Annotated in this window: 18 protein-coding genes; 3 read left to right on the top strand and 15 right to left on the bottom strand. The window is 51.1% G+C overall.

Annotated elements, in window-relative coordinates; all coding sequences use genetic code 11:
• Positions 1-368: 368 nt before the first annotated feature.
• Positions 369-1,181, bottom strand: coding sequence for a cytochrome C assembly family protein (locus ACTHTQ_RS07900; RefSeq protein WP_308887490.1), 813 nt, complete (start codon positions 1,179-1,181; stop codon positions 369-371).
• 182 nt (positions 1,182-1,363) lie between these two features.
• Between ACTHTQ_RS07900 and ffh the strand changes: the two genes are divergently transcribed.
• Positions 1,364-2,734: a signal recognition particle protein gene (ffh, locus tag ACTHTQ_RS07895; protein ID WP_003684000.1), complete on the top strand. Its 1,371-nt coding sequence runs from the start codon at positions 1,364-1,366 to the stop codon at positions 2,732-2,734.
• A gap of 165 nt (positions 2,735-2,899) precedes the next feature.
• On the opposite strand, the gene ACTHTQ_RS07890 is transcribed toward ffh, so the two are convergent.
• The 12 genes from ACTHTQ_RS07890 to ACTHTQ_RS07835 form a co-directional block, all read right to left on the bottom strand.
• Entirely contained in the window at positions 2,900-3,595 is a 696-nt protein-coding gene (locus ACTHTQ_RS07890; RefSeq protein ID WP_070631673.1) for a thiol:disulfide interchange protein DsbA/DsbL, read from the bottom strand.
• Between the two features lie 158 nt (positions 3,596-3,753).
• Positions 3,754-4,284, bottom strand: a complete 531-nt coding sequence (locus tag ACTHTQ_RS07885) for an alpha/beta hydrolase (RefSeq protein WP_440363596.1) — start codon at positions 4,282-4,284, stop codon at positions 3,754-3,756.
• Positions 4,285-4,294: 10 nt separating this feature from the next.
• The gene (locus tag ACTHTQ_RS07880) at positions 4,295-4,639 is read right to left on the bottom strand and encodes a hypothetical protein (RefSeq protein ID WP_314053989.1); all 345 of its coding nucleotides are present in this window, start codon (positions 4,637-4,639) and stop codon (positions 4,295-4,297) included.
• On the bottom strand, positions 4,626-5,405 hold the full coding sequence (locus ACTHTQ_RS07875) for an exodeoxyribonuclease III (RefSeq protein WP_440363595.1): 780 nt from the start codon (positions 5,403-5,405) through the stop codon (positions 4,626-4,628). The genes ACTHTQ_RS07880 and ACTHTQ_RS07875 overlap by 14 nt, the downstream gene beginning before the upstream one ends.
• Before the next feature lie 44 nt (positions 5,406-5,449).
• Positions 5,450-6,763 carry an amino-acid N-acetyltransferase gene (gene argA / locus ACTHTQ_RS07870; protein WP_440363594.1) on the bottom strand — a complete coding sequence of 438 codons (1,314 nt, stop codon included), beginning with the start codon at positions 6,761-6,763 and terminating at the stop codon, positions 5,450-5,452.
• Complete coding sequence (locus tag ACTHTQ_RS07865) at positions 6,760-7,155, bottom strand: MJ0042-type zinc finger domain-containing protein (RefSeq protein ID WP_308887497.1); 396 nt, start codon at positions 7,153-7,155, stop codon at positions 6,760-6,762. Before ACTHTQ_RS07865 ends, argA begins: the two co-directional genes overlap by 4 nt.
• Before the next feature lie 77 nt (positions 7,156-7,232).
• Positions 7,233-7,874: an orotate phosphoribosyltransferase gene (pyrE, locus tag ACTHTQ_RS07860; protein WP_440363593.1), complete on the bottom strand. Its 642-nt coding sequence runs from the start codon at positions 7,872-7,874 to the stop codon at positions 7,233-7,235.
• Positions 7,875-8,044: 170 nt separating this feature from the next.
• Positions 8,045-8,515, bottom strand: a complete 471-nt coding sequence (gene rlmH / locus ACTHTQ_RS07855; protein ID WP_049329270.1) for a 23S rRNA (pseudouridine(1915)-N(3))-methyltransferase RlmH — start codon at positions 8,513-8,515, stop codon at positions 8,045-8,047.
• Between the two features lie 163 nt (positions 8,516-8,678).
• Complete coding sequence (pyrH, locus tag ACTHTQ_RS07850) at positions 8,679-9,398, bottom strand: UMP kinase (protein WP_283121763.1); 720 nt, start codon at positions 9,396-9,398, stop codon at positions 8,679-8,681.
• Positions 9,399-9,614: 216 nt separating this feature from the next.
• On the bottom strand, positions 9,615-10,469 hold the full coding sequence (gene tsf / locus ACTHTQ_RS07845) for a translation elongation factor Ts (RefSeq protein ID WP_012779539.1): 855 nt from the start codon (positions 10,467-10,469) through the stop codon (positions 9,615-9,617).
• Between the two features lie 123 nt (positions 10,470-10,592).
• Complete coding sequence (gene rpsB, locus ACTHTQ_RS07840; RefSeq protein WP_002230071.1) at positions 10,593-11,321, bottom strand: 30S ribosomal protein S2; 729 nt, start codon at positions 11,319-11,321, stop codon at positions 10,593-10,595.
• A 176-nt stretch (positions 11,322-11,497) separates the two neighbouring features.
• A complete protein-coding gene (locus ACTHTQ_RS07835; RefSeq protein ID WP_440363592.1) occupies positions 11,498-11,740 on the bottom strand; it encodes a hypothetical protein in 243 nt (80 codons plus the stop codon).
• Positions 11,741-11,818: 78 nt separating this feature from the next.
• On the opposite strand from ACTHTQ_RS07835, the gene ACTHTQ_RS07830 reads away from it, so the two are divergent.
• Together ACTHTQ_RS07830 and ACTHTQ_RS07825 are read left to right on the top strand one after the other, a co-directional pair.
• Positions 11,819-12,409 (top strand): 5-formyltetrahydrofolate cyclo-ligase, encoded by a 591-nt coding sequence (locus ACTHTQ_RS07830; protein ID WP_440363591.1) that lies wholly within the window; start codon positions 11,819-11,821, stop codon positions 12,407-12,409.
• Positions 12,410-12,507: 98 nt separating this feature from the next.
• Complete coding sequence (locus ACTHTQ_RS07825; protein WP_440363590.1) at positions 12,508-13,095, top strand: GNAT family N-acetyltransferase; 588 nt, start codon at positions 12,508-12,510, stop codon at positions 13,093-13,095.
• 157 nt (positions 13,096-13,252) lie between these two features.
• Here the strand turns inward: ACTHTQ_RS07825 and mnmG are convergent, their stop codons facing one another.
• Positions 13,253-15,148 (bottom strand): tRNA uridine-5-carboxymethylaminomethyl(34) synthesis enzyme MnmG, encoded by a 1,896-nt coding sequence (gene mnmG, locus ACTHTQ_RS07820; protein WP_440363589.1) that lies wholly within the window; start codon positions 15,146-15,148, stop codon positions 13,253-13,255.
• Between the two features lie 82 nt (positions 15,149-15,230).
• On the bottom strand, positions 15,231-16,235 hold the full coding sequence (gene amgK, locus ACTHTQ_RS07815) for an N-acetylmuramate/N-acetylglucosamine kinase AmgK (RefSeq protein WP_440363588.1): 1,005 nt from the start codon (positions 16,233-16,235) through the stop codon (positions 15,231-15,233).
• Positions 16,236-16,243 lie beyond the last annotated feature (8 nt).

Below are 16,243 nucleotides of genomic sequence, written 5' to 3'. Positions count from 1 at the left end.
AACAGTGTGAGGTCCAATGCACTCACACTTATCGGTAATCTGTTTTTTAAAGAGCGAATCGAATTATACAGTACATTTAGCAAATGTCAACCAAAATTATCGAAAATTTCAACCAACTGTGTTATACTGTCTGCTTCGTTTTCTTCACCGCGTCAGCAGCGAAGAACCGAACTATACGCCTCACAACAAAACCAGTCAACACCTTTCGCAAAATTATTTCTAGGAATTTAACCACCACCCTGTTTTAACAGGGTTTTTATTTTATAAAAAATACTATCAACCTTCCTACACTCTCCATTCATACAAAAAATACAAAACAAAGGCCGTCTGAAAGAGTATTTCAGACGGCCTGTTTACATGATTTCTATTTATCCAATACGTTGAAGGACAATTTCTAGGACAAATTTACTGCCTACATAGGCAAAAATCAGACTGACAAATCCGACAATAGTCCAAACGGCAGCTTTTTTGCCGCGCCATGCGGTCATACTGTGTTTCAGCAATAATGCACCATAAATCAGCCACGACATAATACTGAAGATGGTTTTATGCGTGAAGGTCATCGGCTTGCCGAAAACGGTTTCTGCAAAAAATGTACCGCTGATTACGGAATAGGTCAATAAAACGAACCCTGCCCACATACCTTGGAACATAAGTTTTTCCAAACTCAATAATGGCGGCAAGAAGCTGACCAATACGGAAAAGCGGCGTTTGTGCAGATTGCGGTCGAGCAAAAGGATCAGGATGGCAAATAAGGTAACAATGCCAAATAATCCGTATGCGAGCAATGATGATGCGATGTGCGACAGCGGCAATAAGTCTACGATTTGGCGGCCTGAAAAATCACCCGGGAAAAGGAAACCCAACAATAAGGTCAATGCGGCACAGGGATACAATAAGAGTTGCACTCCGCGCAGACAATAAAAGAAGCTGCCCAGGCAGTACATCATCAGCATCAGCCAAACTATCAGACTGAGCGAATAGCCAAAACCGGTAATCAATACCCTATCCTGCAATACCGGGAACATCAATGCTGCGCCATGTACCAATAATGCGCCACTCAAAATCAGCAGCTCGGTTTTCAGCGGGTAAGACTTATTATTGTGCTTTTTATGTTGCAACCAGGAAAATGCGCCCAATCCGGCATACACCAGCATAAGGCAGATTAAGACAATCGGCATAAATATCTTTCTCAATAGACATGTGAACACTTGGCGGACACCCAGCCGGGTTTCAGACGGCCTTAGTGTGCGTATTTGTGTTCTTGAGGCATAACTTCGGACTATCGTGTAAAATAATCCGAATTTTATTTTAACAAAGAATGCCCTATATTGGGCAGCTATTCTCATTATCAAGGATAAGTATGTTAGACAACCTGACCAACCGCTTCAGCAAGGTACTTAAAAATATTCGCGGCCAATCAACGCTGACCGAAGACAATATTAAAGAAGCCTTGCGCGAGGTTCGTCTTGCCCTGCTGGAAGCCGACGTTGCATTGCCCGTCGTTAAAGAATTCGTCAACACAGTCAAAGAACAGGCCCTTGGCCAAGAAGTCGTCGGCAGCCTGACGCCTGACCAAGCCTTTATCGGCGTGGTCAACCAAGCCTTAGTCGAATTGATGGGCAAGGAAAACAAAACGCTGGATTTATCGGTTTCACCGCCTGCCATCGTTTTGATGGCCGGTTTGCAGGGTGCCGGTAAGACAACAACCGTCGGTAAACTCGCCCGCCTGCTGAAAAACGATCAGAAGAAAAAAGTCTTGGTGGTATCTGCCGACGTTTACCGCCCTGCCGCGATTGAACAGCTGCGCCTGTTAGCCGAACAGGTCGGCGTGGACTTTTTCCCATCCGATACCAACCAAAAACCGGTTGAGATTGCGACTGCCGCCGTCGATTACGCCAAAAAACATTTTTACGATGTATTGATGGTCGATACCGCCGGCCGTTTGGCAATCGATGAAGAGATGATGAACGAAATCAAAGCGCTTCATGCGGCGGTCAACCCGGTTGAAACTTTGTTCGTTATTGATGCCATGCTGGGTCAGGATGCGGTAAATACCGCTCAGGCATTTAATGAAGCCCTGCCGCTGACAGGTGTCGTATTGACCAAGATGGACGGCGACTCACGCGGCGGTGCGGCATTGTCCGTACGCCATGTAACCGGCAAACCGATTAAATTTATCGGCGTCGGCGAAAAAATCAATGGCCTTGAACCTTTCCACCCCGACCGTCTTGCCAGCCGTATCCTCGGCATGGGCGACGTATTGACCCTGATTGAAGACGTTCAAAAAGGTATTGATGAAGAAGCCGCCGCCAAAATGGCGAAAAAGCTGCAAAAAGGCAAAGGCTTCGACCTCAACGACTTTAAAGAACAAATCCAGCAGATGCGCAATATGGGCGGCTTGGAAAACCTGATGTCGAAAATGCCGGGCGAACTGGGTCAAATCTCGAAACAAATCCCCGAAGGCACGGCTGAAAAAGCGATGGGCAAAGTGGAAGCCATCATCAACTCAATGACTCCAAAAGAACGCGCCAACCCTGCCCTGCTCAAAGCCAGCCGTAAACGCCGTATTGCAATGGGTGCGGGCACAACCGTGCAGGAAGTGAACAAATTGCTCAAACAGTTTGAACAAATGCAACAAATGATGAAGATGTTCAGCGGCAACGGCTTGGGCAAACTGATGCGCTTGGCCAAAGGCATGAAGGGAATGAAAGGCATGTTCCCGGGTTTGTAAGCCAATTTGACAGAAAACGCCGTCTGAAATTTCAGACGGCGTTTTGTTTTGTATTCAAATTTAAAACCATGAGGCTTTAGCAGCCATCTATTCTATAACGTCTAATATAAAAGGCCGTCTGAAATATCTTATTTTCAGACGGCCTTTGCTCATTCAACCTTCAACTTATTGCGACTTTTTCTGCTCTTCGCGTACTTTGTCCACCAACTGGTCAATCGTGGTCATGCCGGACTGCCAGTCTTTAAATTCGACTTGGTATTTGCCGCCGACGATAACGGTCGGTGTGCCGCTGATTTGGAATTTATTGGTCAATTCTTCCATTTGAGCCGCACGTGCTTGGCTTTCGGGTGCTTCAAATGCAGCCAATACTTTTTTGCCGTCAAATGCAGTTTGCTCGGACAACCATTTTTTCAGGGTATCGGTATCGGCCAAGTTGATTTTTTGGTTAACCATCGCATCGAAAATATGGCTGTTGGCTTTATCTGATTCACCGGCCATTTCCACTGCGGCCGCCAAACGTGCCAAAGGTTTCATTTCATCACCCCACACGACATGCTCCCGGCGCATATAGGTATCGTCTTTAAACGTTTTGATGTGCTCGCTCAAGACCGGCTCAAGATGGGCGCAATGCGGGCAGAAGTAGCCGAAGAATTCCAATACTTCGATTTTGCCGGCCTGCTGTTGCGGAATCGGATTGGACAATACGGTGTAATTGACACCTTCGGTCAATGCGGCAGGGGCTGCCGGAGCGGATGCGCTGCTTTGGGCGCTGTCTGCCGGAACGCTGGTTTCAGCCTGTTTGCCGCAAGCGGCCAATGCCAACAGGGTCAATGAAGTCAAAGCTAAGGTTTTCAGTTTCATAGGTATCTCTTGTGTGTCAGATTAATGTGCGGATTTTATGGCATTTTACTGAGAATATGTATGATTCGGAATGAAAAAGTGTGTTTAATTTTGCTTCTTCAGTTATTAAAGGCCGTCTGAACTTTCAGACGGCCTCAGTTTTTCAACGTAATTCATGATTAATGCAACAGCATTTCCTGCACCAGCTTCATGCCCCATTGCCAGCCGCCGAGTGCGCCGTTTAACTGGCCGGAATGCGGCGATTGAAGCAGACGAGCATGCCAACGATCGGCCTGTTCTTGCGCCCAATCGCGTGGCGTGCCGTTTGTTTCGGAGATAACCAGCGCTGTACGGCAAGGGCAGCGGACACGTTGGAACGTATGGATTTCGTCTTCGGGAAAAGCTTCTGGACGCGGCGAGACCAAAATAATATTAGTCAGGCGTTTTTGCGTCATGATGTCGGCTTGGTACAACCACGCCAAAAATGCAGATACGCCGGCACCATGAGCCACGACGGCAATATTTCTGCTCACAACATGGTCGAAGGCTGCCTGAATGGCGTGTTGCCATTCGGAAATGGTTTGCCGACTATCAGCTTCGGCAGTTTGAACAATCGGATAGCTGATCGCCCAGCGGTCTATCCACATTTCCGCTTCATCCGCATCGCGTATCAGAAACAGTGCCATTTCTTCGAGTTCGAAGCTCTGCATTTCAGACGGCCTATTTGAGCAAGTCGTTGAGTGTAAATGCAATCAGCAATGCGGCAGGCACGCTGAGGATGGCACAAGTCGCCAGACAAAGTACGATGTTGGCAACCAGCCGCCAACCCTTCCAAGCAAAGCATTTGGCAGCAATCAGCAGGCAAGGCAGGGAAAACAGCAGCCATACCAACGCCCAAGTCGGATTGGCCTTGGTCGGTGCAACCCAGCCGGACATCCGCGCCAGCATAAACACCGCCCACACCAGCATAGGCAATACAAATGCCGCCACGACCCACGCCGCGCCTACGCCGGTTTTGCCGTTTACATTCCAGTCATATTTACCCAAAACCTTATTCGGCAACATAGTCATACTCCACAACTAAAGGGGCGTGATCCGAGAATTTTTCGTCTTTATAAACATGTGCGGAAACGGCTTTGGCGGCCAACTCCGGCGTAACCATCTGATAATCGATACGCCACCCGACATCTTTCGCATACGCTTGTCCGCGGTTGCTCCACCAGGTATAGCCCGGCACATCGGGATAAAGTGTGCGCCACATATCCGTCCAACCGAGCTTGTGGATGACTTTGCCTATCCATTCGCGCTCTTCAGGCAAGAAGCCTGAATTTTTCTGATTGCCCTTCCAGTTTTTCAAGTCGATGTTTTGGTGGGCAATGTTCCAGTCGCCGCAGACGACGATGTCGCGTCCTTCATTTTTCATGGCTTCGAGCATGGGATAGAACGCGTCCAAAAAGCGGTATTTCACTTGTTGGCGCTCTTCCGCGCTGCTGCCGCTGGGCAGATACAGCGAAATCACCGACAACTTGCCGAAATCGCAACGGACAAAACGGCCTTCTCTGTCAAATTCTTCAATGCCCATGCCGATTTGCACATTGTCGGGTTTGCGTTTGCTGTATATCGCCACACCGCTGTAACCGCGCTTTTCGGCGCAATGCCAGTAGCCGTGCATACCGTGCGGATTTTTCATATCGTCTGACAGGTCAGCCTCTTGAGCTTTCAGTTCCTGCACGCAGACGATGTCGGCACCGGAAGCAGCGATGTATTCATAAAAACCTTTTTTATAGGCAGAGCGGATGCCGTTGACGTTGGCAGAGATAATTTTCAACATAAGATTTGAGTGATTTTTAAAAACGGATAATAGGATTGAGGTTTTCAGACGGCCTGCAAGTCATAAACAAATACTTTGGAATTGCGGCCGTTGGCATTGTATTCCTGCCGGCGTTCGGCAGGCAGGTCATCGGCTGAGGCCGTCTGAAAGCCCCGTTCGACAAACCATTCGCCCGTATGCGTGGATAAGGCGAAAAGCGTTTTGATATTTAAGGCACGCGCTTTTTGAAACAGATGTTCCAACAGTAATTCGCCGTAGCCGCCATCGCGCGCTTCGGGCGACACCACCAGACAGGCCAATTCGCCGCAGTCCGGTTCGGCAAAGGTTTTCAACGCCACACAGCCGTAAATGTTTTGATCATGTTCCAATACAGAAAAACTGGAAATATGGTTTTCCAAATACTCGCGGCTGCGGTGTAACAAGATGCCTTGTTCCGCCAACGGACGGATTAAGGCAATGATGTTCGGAATGTCGTCGCTGCGTGCCTGACGGATGGAAACAAACGGCTCGCGGGCAATAGATGTACCGCTGCCCTCGCGGGTAAACAGCTCGCGCAACAGGCTGCCGTCTTCACGGCCGTTGAGAATCTGTACCCGCGATACGCCGTTTTCCAACGCGCCTACCGCCGCATGCAGCAAATCGGCCGGCGCATCGGGATTGTCGTGTATCAGTTCCTGCACTTCGCCGACAGACAAAGTGTTGGCCAACGAGCCGTCGGCGCGGCGGATACCGGCTTCTTCGGTCAAGAAAACCAGTTTCTCCGCCTGCAAAGCCATGGCCACTTCCTGAGCGGTTTCGCACATACTCAGGTTGAAGGTTTTGCCGCTGTACGAATGTCCCAAAGGACTGATCAGCACCACCGCGCCGCCATCCAAACGCAAACGGATTTCTTCCGCGTCGATTTTGCGGACGGTACCGGTATAGCCCATGTCCACGCCGTCGATAACGCCCAACGGACGGGCGGTAATAAAGTTGCCGCACGCAATAACCGGCGGCTTGCTCCGTTGTTGTGCAGATACGCTGCTGAACAAGGCGGCTTCGATATCGCTGCGGATAATTCCCGCCACCTGCTTCACTTCCATCAGGGTCGCTTCATCGGTAATCCGTCGGCTGCCGCTGTATTTCGGAACAAAATTCCGACCCGAAGCCAATTTGTCGAGCAAATGCCGCGAACCGTGCACCAAGACCAAACGCAAGCCCAAGCTGGCCAACAGGTTCAAATCTGCGGCCAAACGAATCAGGGTTTCGCCTTCCAACAGGCTGTCGGTCACGCCGACCACCATGGTTTTGCCGCGCAAATATTGGATATAGGGCGCGGCCTCACGAAAGCTGGCGACAAAATGGGCGATGGCACTCATAGCAGGGCAAGATAAAAGAGTTGCATAATCAAAACCGTCAGCGCAATCAGCGATGCCAAAGTCCAGTTGAAACCGTCCTTGCGCGTTTTGACCGCCGCCTGCTCTTCCGCCTTGGGCTCTTCCTTGAGCGCGCTGTTGAGCAAATCGGAAATTTCTTTGCGCGAGAGTTTGGAATGTTTGAGGATTTGCGCGCCGATGTTATGCACGAGGCGCACATCCGTTACCGCCACAGGCAGATGGGCCGGATCGGCCGGCAGGTTGCCCGACAGATAATCCTTGGCCTTAAACATCCCCGAACAACGCGTGCAGACCACGAAACCCTGCGCCACGTTAAACTGAGCATCTTTCACCCAATGCGGTGTTTTACAATGAGGACAAGAACAAGCAGGCATGAGTATTTCCGTAAGTGTATTAAATCAAAAATATATTTTAGCTAATGTTTCAGACGACCTGAGCATGATGTTATGGTTTAAACCGCGCCGTAACGTTCGCGATAAGCTTTGACCGGCTCGAAGAAGCAGCCAAATTCGGCATTGTTTTGCAAGAGCGTGAACAAGTCGTTCAAGTTGGCAATCGAAACCACCGGCAGGCCGTATTGTTTTTCGACTTCCTGCACCGCCGACAATTCGCCCGTGCCTTTTTCCATACGGTCGAGCGCAATAGCCACTGCGGCAGGCGTTGCGCCTTCGGCCTCAATCAGTTTGACCGACTCGCGCACGGATGTACCGGCGGAAATCACATCATCGATAATCAGCACGCGGCCTTTCAAAGGCGCGCCCACTAACACACCGCCTTCGCCGTGGTCTTTGGCTTCTTTGCGATTGTAGGCAAACGGTACATTTACGCCTTTTTCCGCCAACATCATCGCTGTTGCCGCCGCCAAAATAATGCCTTTATAGGCTGGGCCGAACAACATATCGAACTTCACGCCGCTGGCAATAATGGCCTCAGCGTAAAACTTCGCCAGTTGCAAAGTCGATGCGCCGTCATTGAACAAACCGGCATTGAAAAAATAAGGCGACTGACGGCCGGCCTTAGTTGTAAATTCGCCGAATTTCAACACATTTTGTGCCAAAGCGAATTTAAGGAAGTCTTGACGGAAATCGGACATTTGGGTTCTCCCGAAAGATGTTGATTTATCAAAGAAACGATTATAAAGGATTCATGCGGAAAAATCAGGCCGTCTGAAAACAGGTTCAACCCCGCTTTAAACCGACTTGCCCTATTCCCTTTCAAACCGACAAGGCGGCATTGCCGTCTTATCCCTGCAATCAAAACGGATTATTCCCGATGATACGGATGATTGTGCAAAATCGAAACGGCGCGATAAAGCTGCTCGGTCAATAAAACGCGCACCATGCCGTGCGGCAAGGTCAGGCTGGAAAGGCGCATCATCATGTTTGCCTGCTGTTTCAAACGGTCGGTCATGCCGTCTGCACCGCCGATAATAAAGCAGACGTGTTCGCCGTTTTGCTGCCAGCCTTTCAAATGTTGTGCCAATTCGACCGAAGTCGGCGCTTTGCCGCGCTCATCCAATACCACCAAAAACGCGCCCTGCGGTATGGCTTCCAACAGGCGTTTTTCTTCAGCCGCCATACCCTGAGCCGCATTCACACCCGCGCCGCGTTTCTCTGGCTTGATTTCTTTCAGCGCATAATTGACATCGCGCCCGAAGCGTTTGGCGTACTCGCTGACGGCTTCATCCACCCAACGCGGCATTTTCGTGCCGACAGCCAAGACGGTGATATTCATGGAGTATCCTTTTGTTATCGAATTGTCGGTTGGGGATTATGGTCAAGCAAGTTCTTAACCTTTTCAAACCATGAGCCAATACCCACCTCAACCGACTGAAAATAAAAGGCCGTCTGAAAGCCGAATGTATCCCGTTCGGCTGTTTCAGACGGCCTTTCAATGATTAGCAGTGAACCAGTGTACCTTCGTTTTCGCCGATTACTACGCGCTTGAGCGAGCCTTCTTTAGCAATGCCGAATACCACGATATTGAGCTTGCGTTCACGGCAGAGGGCGAAAGCGGTGGCATCCATCACTTTGAGGTTTTTCAACAAGGCTTCGTCAAAAGTAATGGTTTCGTAGCGTGTTGCAGATGGGTCTTTTTTCGGGTCTGCGGTGTACACGCCGTCAACGTTGGTGGCTTTGAGCATCACGTCGCAGTTCATTTCCGCACCGCGCAATGCGGCGGCAGTGTCGGTCGTGAAGAACGGGTTACCGGTACCGGCGGCAAAAATCACAACTTTGCCTTCTTCCAAATATTGAATGGCTTTAGGACGGGCGTAAGTTTCAGCGATTTGCTGCATAGACAGTGCGGATTGTACGCGCGCTTTGATGCCCAAAGTTTCAAATGCGTCTTTGAGTGCCAACGCGTTCATTACGGTCGCCATCATGCCCATGTAGTCGGCAGTGGCGCGGTCCATGCTGCCTGCTTGTGCAGATACGCCGCGGAAAATGTTACCGCCGCCGACAACAATACCGACTTGCACTCCCATTTTAACGACTTCGGCAATTTCACCGACAGTTTGAACGATGGTATCGTGATTGATGCCGAACGGATCGGAACCCATCAGGGATTCGCCGGAGAGTTTCAGTAATACGCGTTTGTATTTGATTTGCTGTGTCATGGGATACCTTGCTTTCTTGAATGTCGTCGGTCGGAGTTGGGCCGTCTGAATTTCAAACGGTCGGATTAAAATGATATGGTGTGTCGTTCTATTATTGTTTTGTGTTCAGACGGCCTTTATATTCGGCCGTCTTAAAATAGGTACCGTAAACGGTTTTCTCAAAAAAAAGCACCCTGATTCGTTTGGAATCTAGGTGCTTTCTTTTTCATAAGTGCCTTACACTTTAGCAGCGGCAGCAACTTCGGCTGCGTAGTCAACAACGGCTTTCTCGATACCGTCGCCTACTTTGTAGCGTACGAAGCTAACCACTTCAGTGCCGTTTTCTTTAGCGAATTGGGCAACAGTTTGGTCAGGGTTCATCACGAATGCTTGGCCGTTCAGAGTGATTTCAGCCAAGAATTTGCGGATACGGCCTTCAACCATTTTAGCGGCGATGTCGGCAGGTTTGCCGGAAGCGATAGCTTGTTCGGTGTAGATGTGGCGTTCTTTTTCAACGGTTTCAGCATCTACTTCAGCTTCGCTTACGCATTGTGGTTTAGCGGCAACGATGTGCATACCGATTTTGCGTGCTACGTCTTCAGAGCCTTTGAACTCAACCAATACGCCTTCGGTAGCCAAAGCACCGTGGATGTAGGCAACCAGTTGGTTGGCAGTGTCGATCACTTGGAAGCGGCGAACAGACATGTTCTCGCCCAATTTAGCGATGATGGCTTTACGTTCTGCTTCAACCAGTTCGCTCAGTTCTTCAACAGAAGCCGGTTTTTTCTCGGCAGCAGTTTTAGCAACGAAGTTAGCAAATTCTACGAAGCCGGCGTCTTTAGCAACGAAGTCGGTTTCGCAGTTTACTTCAACCAATGCGCCGACATTGCCGTTGATCGCGTAAGCCAATACGCCTTCGGCAGCAGTACGGCCAGCCAGTTTACCGGCTTTCGCACCAGATTTAATACGCAGGATTTCTTCGGCTTTGTCGAAGTTGCCTTCAGCTTCAACCAAGGCTTTTTTGCATTCCATCATGCCCAGGCCGGTAGCGGCGCGCAGGTCGGCAACCATTTTTGCAGTAATTTCTGCCATTTTGAATCTCCTAGATTTTTGGGAACACGGCGATTGCCGTGTTTGGAAATAGTGGCCGTCTGAAACGGATTTCAGAACGGGATTTGAGAAAAGGGGCATAACGCCCCTCTTCTGTGTACCGGATTACTCGGCAGCAGCTTCTTGGGCAGCGGCTACAGTTTCTTGCAGCGCTTGGTTTTTGCCTTCCAAAACTGCGTCAGCGATGCCGCGGCAGTACAGGCGGATAGCTTTAGCGGAGTCATCGTTACCAGGGATAACGTATTTCACGCCGTCAGGGCTGTTGTTGGTATCGACTACGGCGATAACAGGGATGCCCAATTTTTCAGCTTCAACCAAAGTACCTTTTTGGTAGCCGGTATCGATAACGAAAATCGCGTCAGGCAGGCCTTTCATGTTTTTGATACCGCCCAAAGAACGTTCCAGTTTTTCAACGTCGCGTTGCATTTCCAGAATTTCTTTTTTGTTGAAACCGCCTTCAGCAGCGTTTTCCAGGGCAGCAGTTTTTTCTTCCAGGCGTTTGATGGATTGCTTAACGGTTTTGTAGTTAGTCAGCATACCACCCAACCAGCGGTAATCAACGAAAGGCATACCGGCACGGGTAGCTTCTTCGCGGATGATGTCGCGGGCTTGGCGTTTGGTACCTACGAACAATACTGTACCTTTGTTGGCAACCAGACGACGTACGGCTTCTTGCGCCTCTTGGAACATCGGCAGGGTTTTTTCCAAGTTTACGATATGGATTTTGTTGCGCGCACCGAAAATGTATTGAGCCATTTTCGGGTTCCAGAAACGGGTTTGGTGACCGAAGTGAACACCGGCTTCAATCATCTGACGCATAGTAATTTGAGACATGTTATTTCCTTGAAAGGGTTAAAGAGCACACATTCAATCGCATAGAACTTGATAGGCGGCGCCTATTGTCAAGCACCCTTCGGCGAAAGTGGGCATAAGTTTTAAAAATAAAAGAGTGTTTCCGAAATGGAAAACTGACGGATTATAGCGGATAAGAGGCCGTCTGAAAAGGGATTTTATACCTTTCCATCCTGTTTTTCATCCGCCTGTACCGCCTTTTGGCGGGCCGCTTCAAACTCCGCCTGCTCCTGCCGTTTCATCAGGCGGTTGCGGCGGCGGATGGTCACGACGAAGATCGTAAATACAGTGGGCAACACCGCCCAAAAAACCAAATAAATCAACGCGCGCGCAATACTCGGCTGCGCGGCGGAAAACATCACGGCGACAAAAAGATAGCCGATGGCGACAATATGCCACATTGTGTGCGTCCTGTTTGAATGTTAATAAAATCGTTATAATCGCAACATTCTACCGCAATCCCGAAAGGCCGTCTGAAAATGAGGAATCCCGAAAAATCGGCACTACGCAAACAGTTCCGCCGCGCACGCGCCCAAATGAGCGCAGACGAGCGCAACGCCGCCACCGAAACCATCAACCGCCTGCTCAAGCCCTACATCAAAAAAGGACGGAAAATCGGCGTGTATTGGCCGATGGGCAAGGAATTGCGATTGGACGGCTTTGTCCGTGCCGCACAAAAACGTGGCGCAAAACTCTACCTGCCCTATATCGAACCGAACACGCGGCGGATGTGGTTCACCCCCTACCCTGCCAACGGCACCAAACAAGAACGCAAACGCGGCCGCGCCAAATTGAGCGTCCCCCAATTTACCGGCAAGAAAATCCGCGTCCACCAACTCAGCCTGCTGCTGGTCCCCATCGTCGGCATCGACAAACGCGGCTACCGCCTCGGACAAGCCGGCGGCTATTACGACGCCACCCTCTCCGCCATGAAATACCGCCTACAAACCCAAACCCTGGGCGTAGGCTTTGGCTGCCAACTGACCGACACACTGCCGACCGAACCCCACGACCTGCCGCTGGACGGGTTTGTATCGGAGTTGGGCGTGCTGATGTTCAAACATCATTAATCAATAGCTTTCAGACGACCTCAGAGATGCCGTCCGTTAAGACACTATAAATGGTCGTCTGAAAACTCAAACCATCAAATACAAAAGAAGAAACCCCCATGACTGATTTTTCATCCACTCCCGTTTTATCCTTCGACCGCGTCCGTCTCGAACCTTTAACAACGGCACACGAAGCCGGTTTGCGCGAAGCAGTTTGCGACGGCGAAGTCTGGAAGCTCAATGTAACCACCGCGCCCGAACCCGAGCAAGTGGCGGACTATATCCGCACTGCTATGCAAACCCGTCTCGCCTTCGCCGTCATCGACGAAGACACAGGCAAAATTGTCGGCTCGACTTCGCTTTACCACATCGACCCCGCCATCCCACGCCTCTACATCGGTTTCACATGGTATGCCCTGTCGGCACGGCGCACGCGCATCAATACCGCCTGCAAAATCATGTTGCTCGACTACGTTTTTGACACTTTAAACTGCCGTTGCGCCTGCTGGCAGACCGACAACCTCAACACCGCCTCCCAACGCGCCATCGAACGCTTGGGCGCACACCAAGACGGCATCTTGCGCTGCCACAAGCTGCGGAAAGACGGCAGCGTGCGCGATACGGTTGAATACAGCCTGCTGCGTGAGGAATGGCCGCAGGCAAGGGCAAAACTGCTCGAAAAAGCGGCAGCTTACGACGCGTCCTGAAAAAACGTTTTCTTCTTCATTTTTTCATCAGAACACGCCCATCTTGCTGACAATCCGAACTCTTTAAGAAATTAATGAAACAAGGTGCAACACCGTCAATCCCCTGATAAATAAAGGCCGTCTGAAAGTTTCAGACGGCCTTTTTTCGGATTAAACCTTACTTGGCATCTTTAAATCCGCGTTTCAAATGCACCATCAGCAATGCCACTGCCGCAGGCGTTACTCCGGAAATGCGGCTGGCTTGGCCGACGGTTTCGGGTTTGTGCTGATTGAGTTTTTGCTGCACTTCGGCGGACAAACCTTTGACTTTGCTGTAATCGATATCCTCGGGCAGCTTTAGGGTTTCGATGTCGCGGCGGCTGTCAATTTCTTCGTTTTGGCGGTCGATATAGCCTTGGTATTTGACTTGGATTTCGACTTGTTCGACCACGCTGTCGGCAAGTGCGGTTTCAGGTTGTGCGTCGGGCAGGGTCATCAGCGCGGCATAGTCGAGGTTCGGTCGGCGCAGGAGGTCGTGCAGGTTGGCTTCGCGGCTGAGTTTTTGTCCGAACACGCGGATTTGTTCGCTTTCGGGCAGTTTTTGCGGCGTGTACCACGTTGTTTTCAAACGTTGGATTTCACGTTCGATGGCTTCGCGTTTTTCGTTGAACATGCGCCATTGCGCTTCACCCACCAAGCCGATTTTGTGGCCGTCTTCGGTCAGGCGCATGTCGGCGTTGTCTTCCCTGAGTTGGAGGCGGTATTCGGCGCGGCTGGTGAACATGCGGTAGGGTTCGTTCACGCCTTTGGTAATGAGGTCGTCCACCAATACGCCGAGGTAGGCTTGTTCGCGGCGCAGCAGGAGCGGGTCTTGTTCGCGGACGTATTGCACGGCGTTTGCGCCTGCGAGCAGGCCTTGTGCGGCGGCTTCTTCATAGCCGGTGGTGCCGTTGATTTGTCCGGCGAAGAAGAGGCCTTGGATGGTTTTGGTTTCGAGGCTGGCTTTGAGGTTGCGCGGGTCGAAGTAGTCGTATTCGATGGCGTAGCCGGGGCGCAAGATATGGGCATTTTCCAAACCTTTCATGCTGCGCACGAGGGCGATTTGAATATCGAACGGCAGGCTGGTGGAGATGCCGTTGGGGTAGTATTCGTTGGTGGTCAGGCCTTCGGGTTCGAGGAAAATCTGATGGCTGTCTTTGTCGGCGAAGCGGTTGATTTTGTCTTCGATGGACGGACAATAGCGCGGGCCGACGCCTTCGATTTTGCCGGTGAACATCGGGCTGCGGTCGAAGCCTGAGCGGATGATGTCGTGGGTTTGCGTGTTGGTATGCGTAATCCAGCAGGACACTTGGCGCGGGTGCATATCGGCGTTGCCGCGTACGGACATTACGGGAACGGGTGTGTCGCCGGGCTGTTCGGTCAATTGGGAGAAGTCAATCGTGCGTCCGTCGATACGCGGCGGCGTGCCGGTTTTCAGACGACCTTGCGGCAGGTTCAATTCGCGTAAACGGCCGCCCAAGGATTTGGCGGCGGGGTCGCCGGCGCGGCCGCCTTCGTAATTTTCCAAACCGATATGGATTTTGCCGGACAAAAACGTGCCGGCGGTCAACACGACGGCGCGGGCTTTGAATTCCACGCCCATCGCGGTGATTACGCCGCTGATGCGGTCGCCGTCGAGCGTTACGTCGTCAACCGACTGCTGGAACAGGTCGAGGTTTTCTTGGTTTTCCAGCATTTCGCGGATGGCGGCTTTATACAAAATGCGGTCCGCCTGCGCGCGCGTGGCACGAACTGCCGCGCCTTTGCTGGCGTTCAGGCGGCGGAACTGGATGCCGGACTTGTCGGTTGCCAACGCCATCGCGCCGCCCAATGCGTCGAGTTCGCGTACTAAATGTCCTTTGCCGATGCCGCCGATGGAGGGATTGCACGACATTTGTCCGAGGGTTTCGATGTTGTGCGAGAGCAGCAGGGTTTGCGCACCCATGCGTGCGGCGGCAAGCGCGGCTTCGGTACCGGCATGGCCGCCACCGACGACAATCACGTCGTAGGTTTTGGGGTAAATCATGTAAGTCATTTTTATGTGTTCTGTAAAGGTTTCAGACGGCCTTTTGTTGATCAGGCCGTCTGAAAAGTGGAATCAAATCTTAAAACCAAGCTTAAAAGGTATAGCCTGTTTCCAATTCGTCATCGCCGACCAATTCGACCAGCAACGCATACAGCGGCGCCAAATCGTTGTAACGGCGGGATACGCGGCGCAAGTAGTTCAAGAAGCGCGGAATTTCAGGACGGTATTTGCCTTTGCCGTCGCGGTAGTACAGGCGGGCAAAAATACCGGCCACTTTCAAATGGCGTTGTACACCCATCCATTCAAACCAGCGGTAGAACTCGTCAAACTCGGCAGGCACAGGCAGCTGGGCGGCGCGTGCTTTTTCCCAGTAACGGATGACCAAGTCCAATACAAATTCTTCTTCCCATTCGATAAATGCATCGCGCAACAGCGACACCAAATCATAGGAAATCGGGCCGTAAAGCGCGTCTTGGAAGTCCAACACGCCCGGACGGCCTTTCGCCAACATTAAGTTGCGGACAATAAAGTCGCGATGAACATACACTTTGGGCTGCGCCAACAGGGGCGGCAACAGCGTATCAACAGTTTGCTGCCACAACTGGCGTTGCTTGAAGGTCAGCTCACGGCCCAATTCTTTAGCCACAAACCATTCGGGGAACAAGTTAATCTCGCGCAGCATGACTTCGCGGTCGTATTCCGGCAGTTTGCCGGGCTGGCTGGCCTTTTGCAGTTCGATCAGTTCGTCAATGGCTTCGAGCAGCAGGGCTTTATGGGCGGTTTCGCTGTTTTCCTGATTCATGGCGGTCAGGAATGTGGTATTGCCCAAATCGTTCAATACCATAAAGCCCAACGCTTCATCCACATGAAGCACTTGCGGTACATTGACCATGTTAAACAGTTTTTGCACTTTCAAATACGGCGCAACACTCATCTTCTCAGGAGGCGCATCCATACAGATAACGGTCTGGCCGTCTGAAAACGTCGCACGGAAATAACGGCGGAAGTCGGCATCGGCTGCCGCAAAGCTCAATTCGAACGGCTGGTTCGGGTAAACAGACTCCAGCCAGTTTTGTAATTCGGTTTGTCGTTGCATAGCGGTAT

Origin of the sequence: Neisseria sp. P0020.S003, from assembly GCF_051957095.1 — a bacterium.
Taxonomy (GTDB): domain Bacteria; phylum Pseudomonadota; class Gammaproteobacteria; order Burkholderiales; family Neisseriaceae; genus Neisseria; species Neisseria subflava.
The sequence above is the reverse complement of the archived record's forward strand: the minus strand, read 5'-3'. Positions and strand labels throughout refer to the sequence as shown.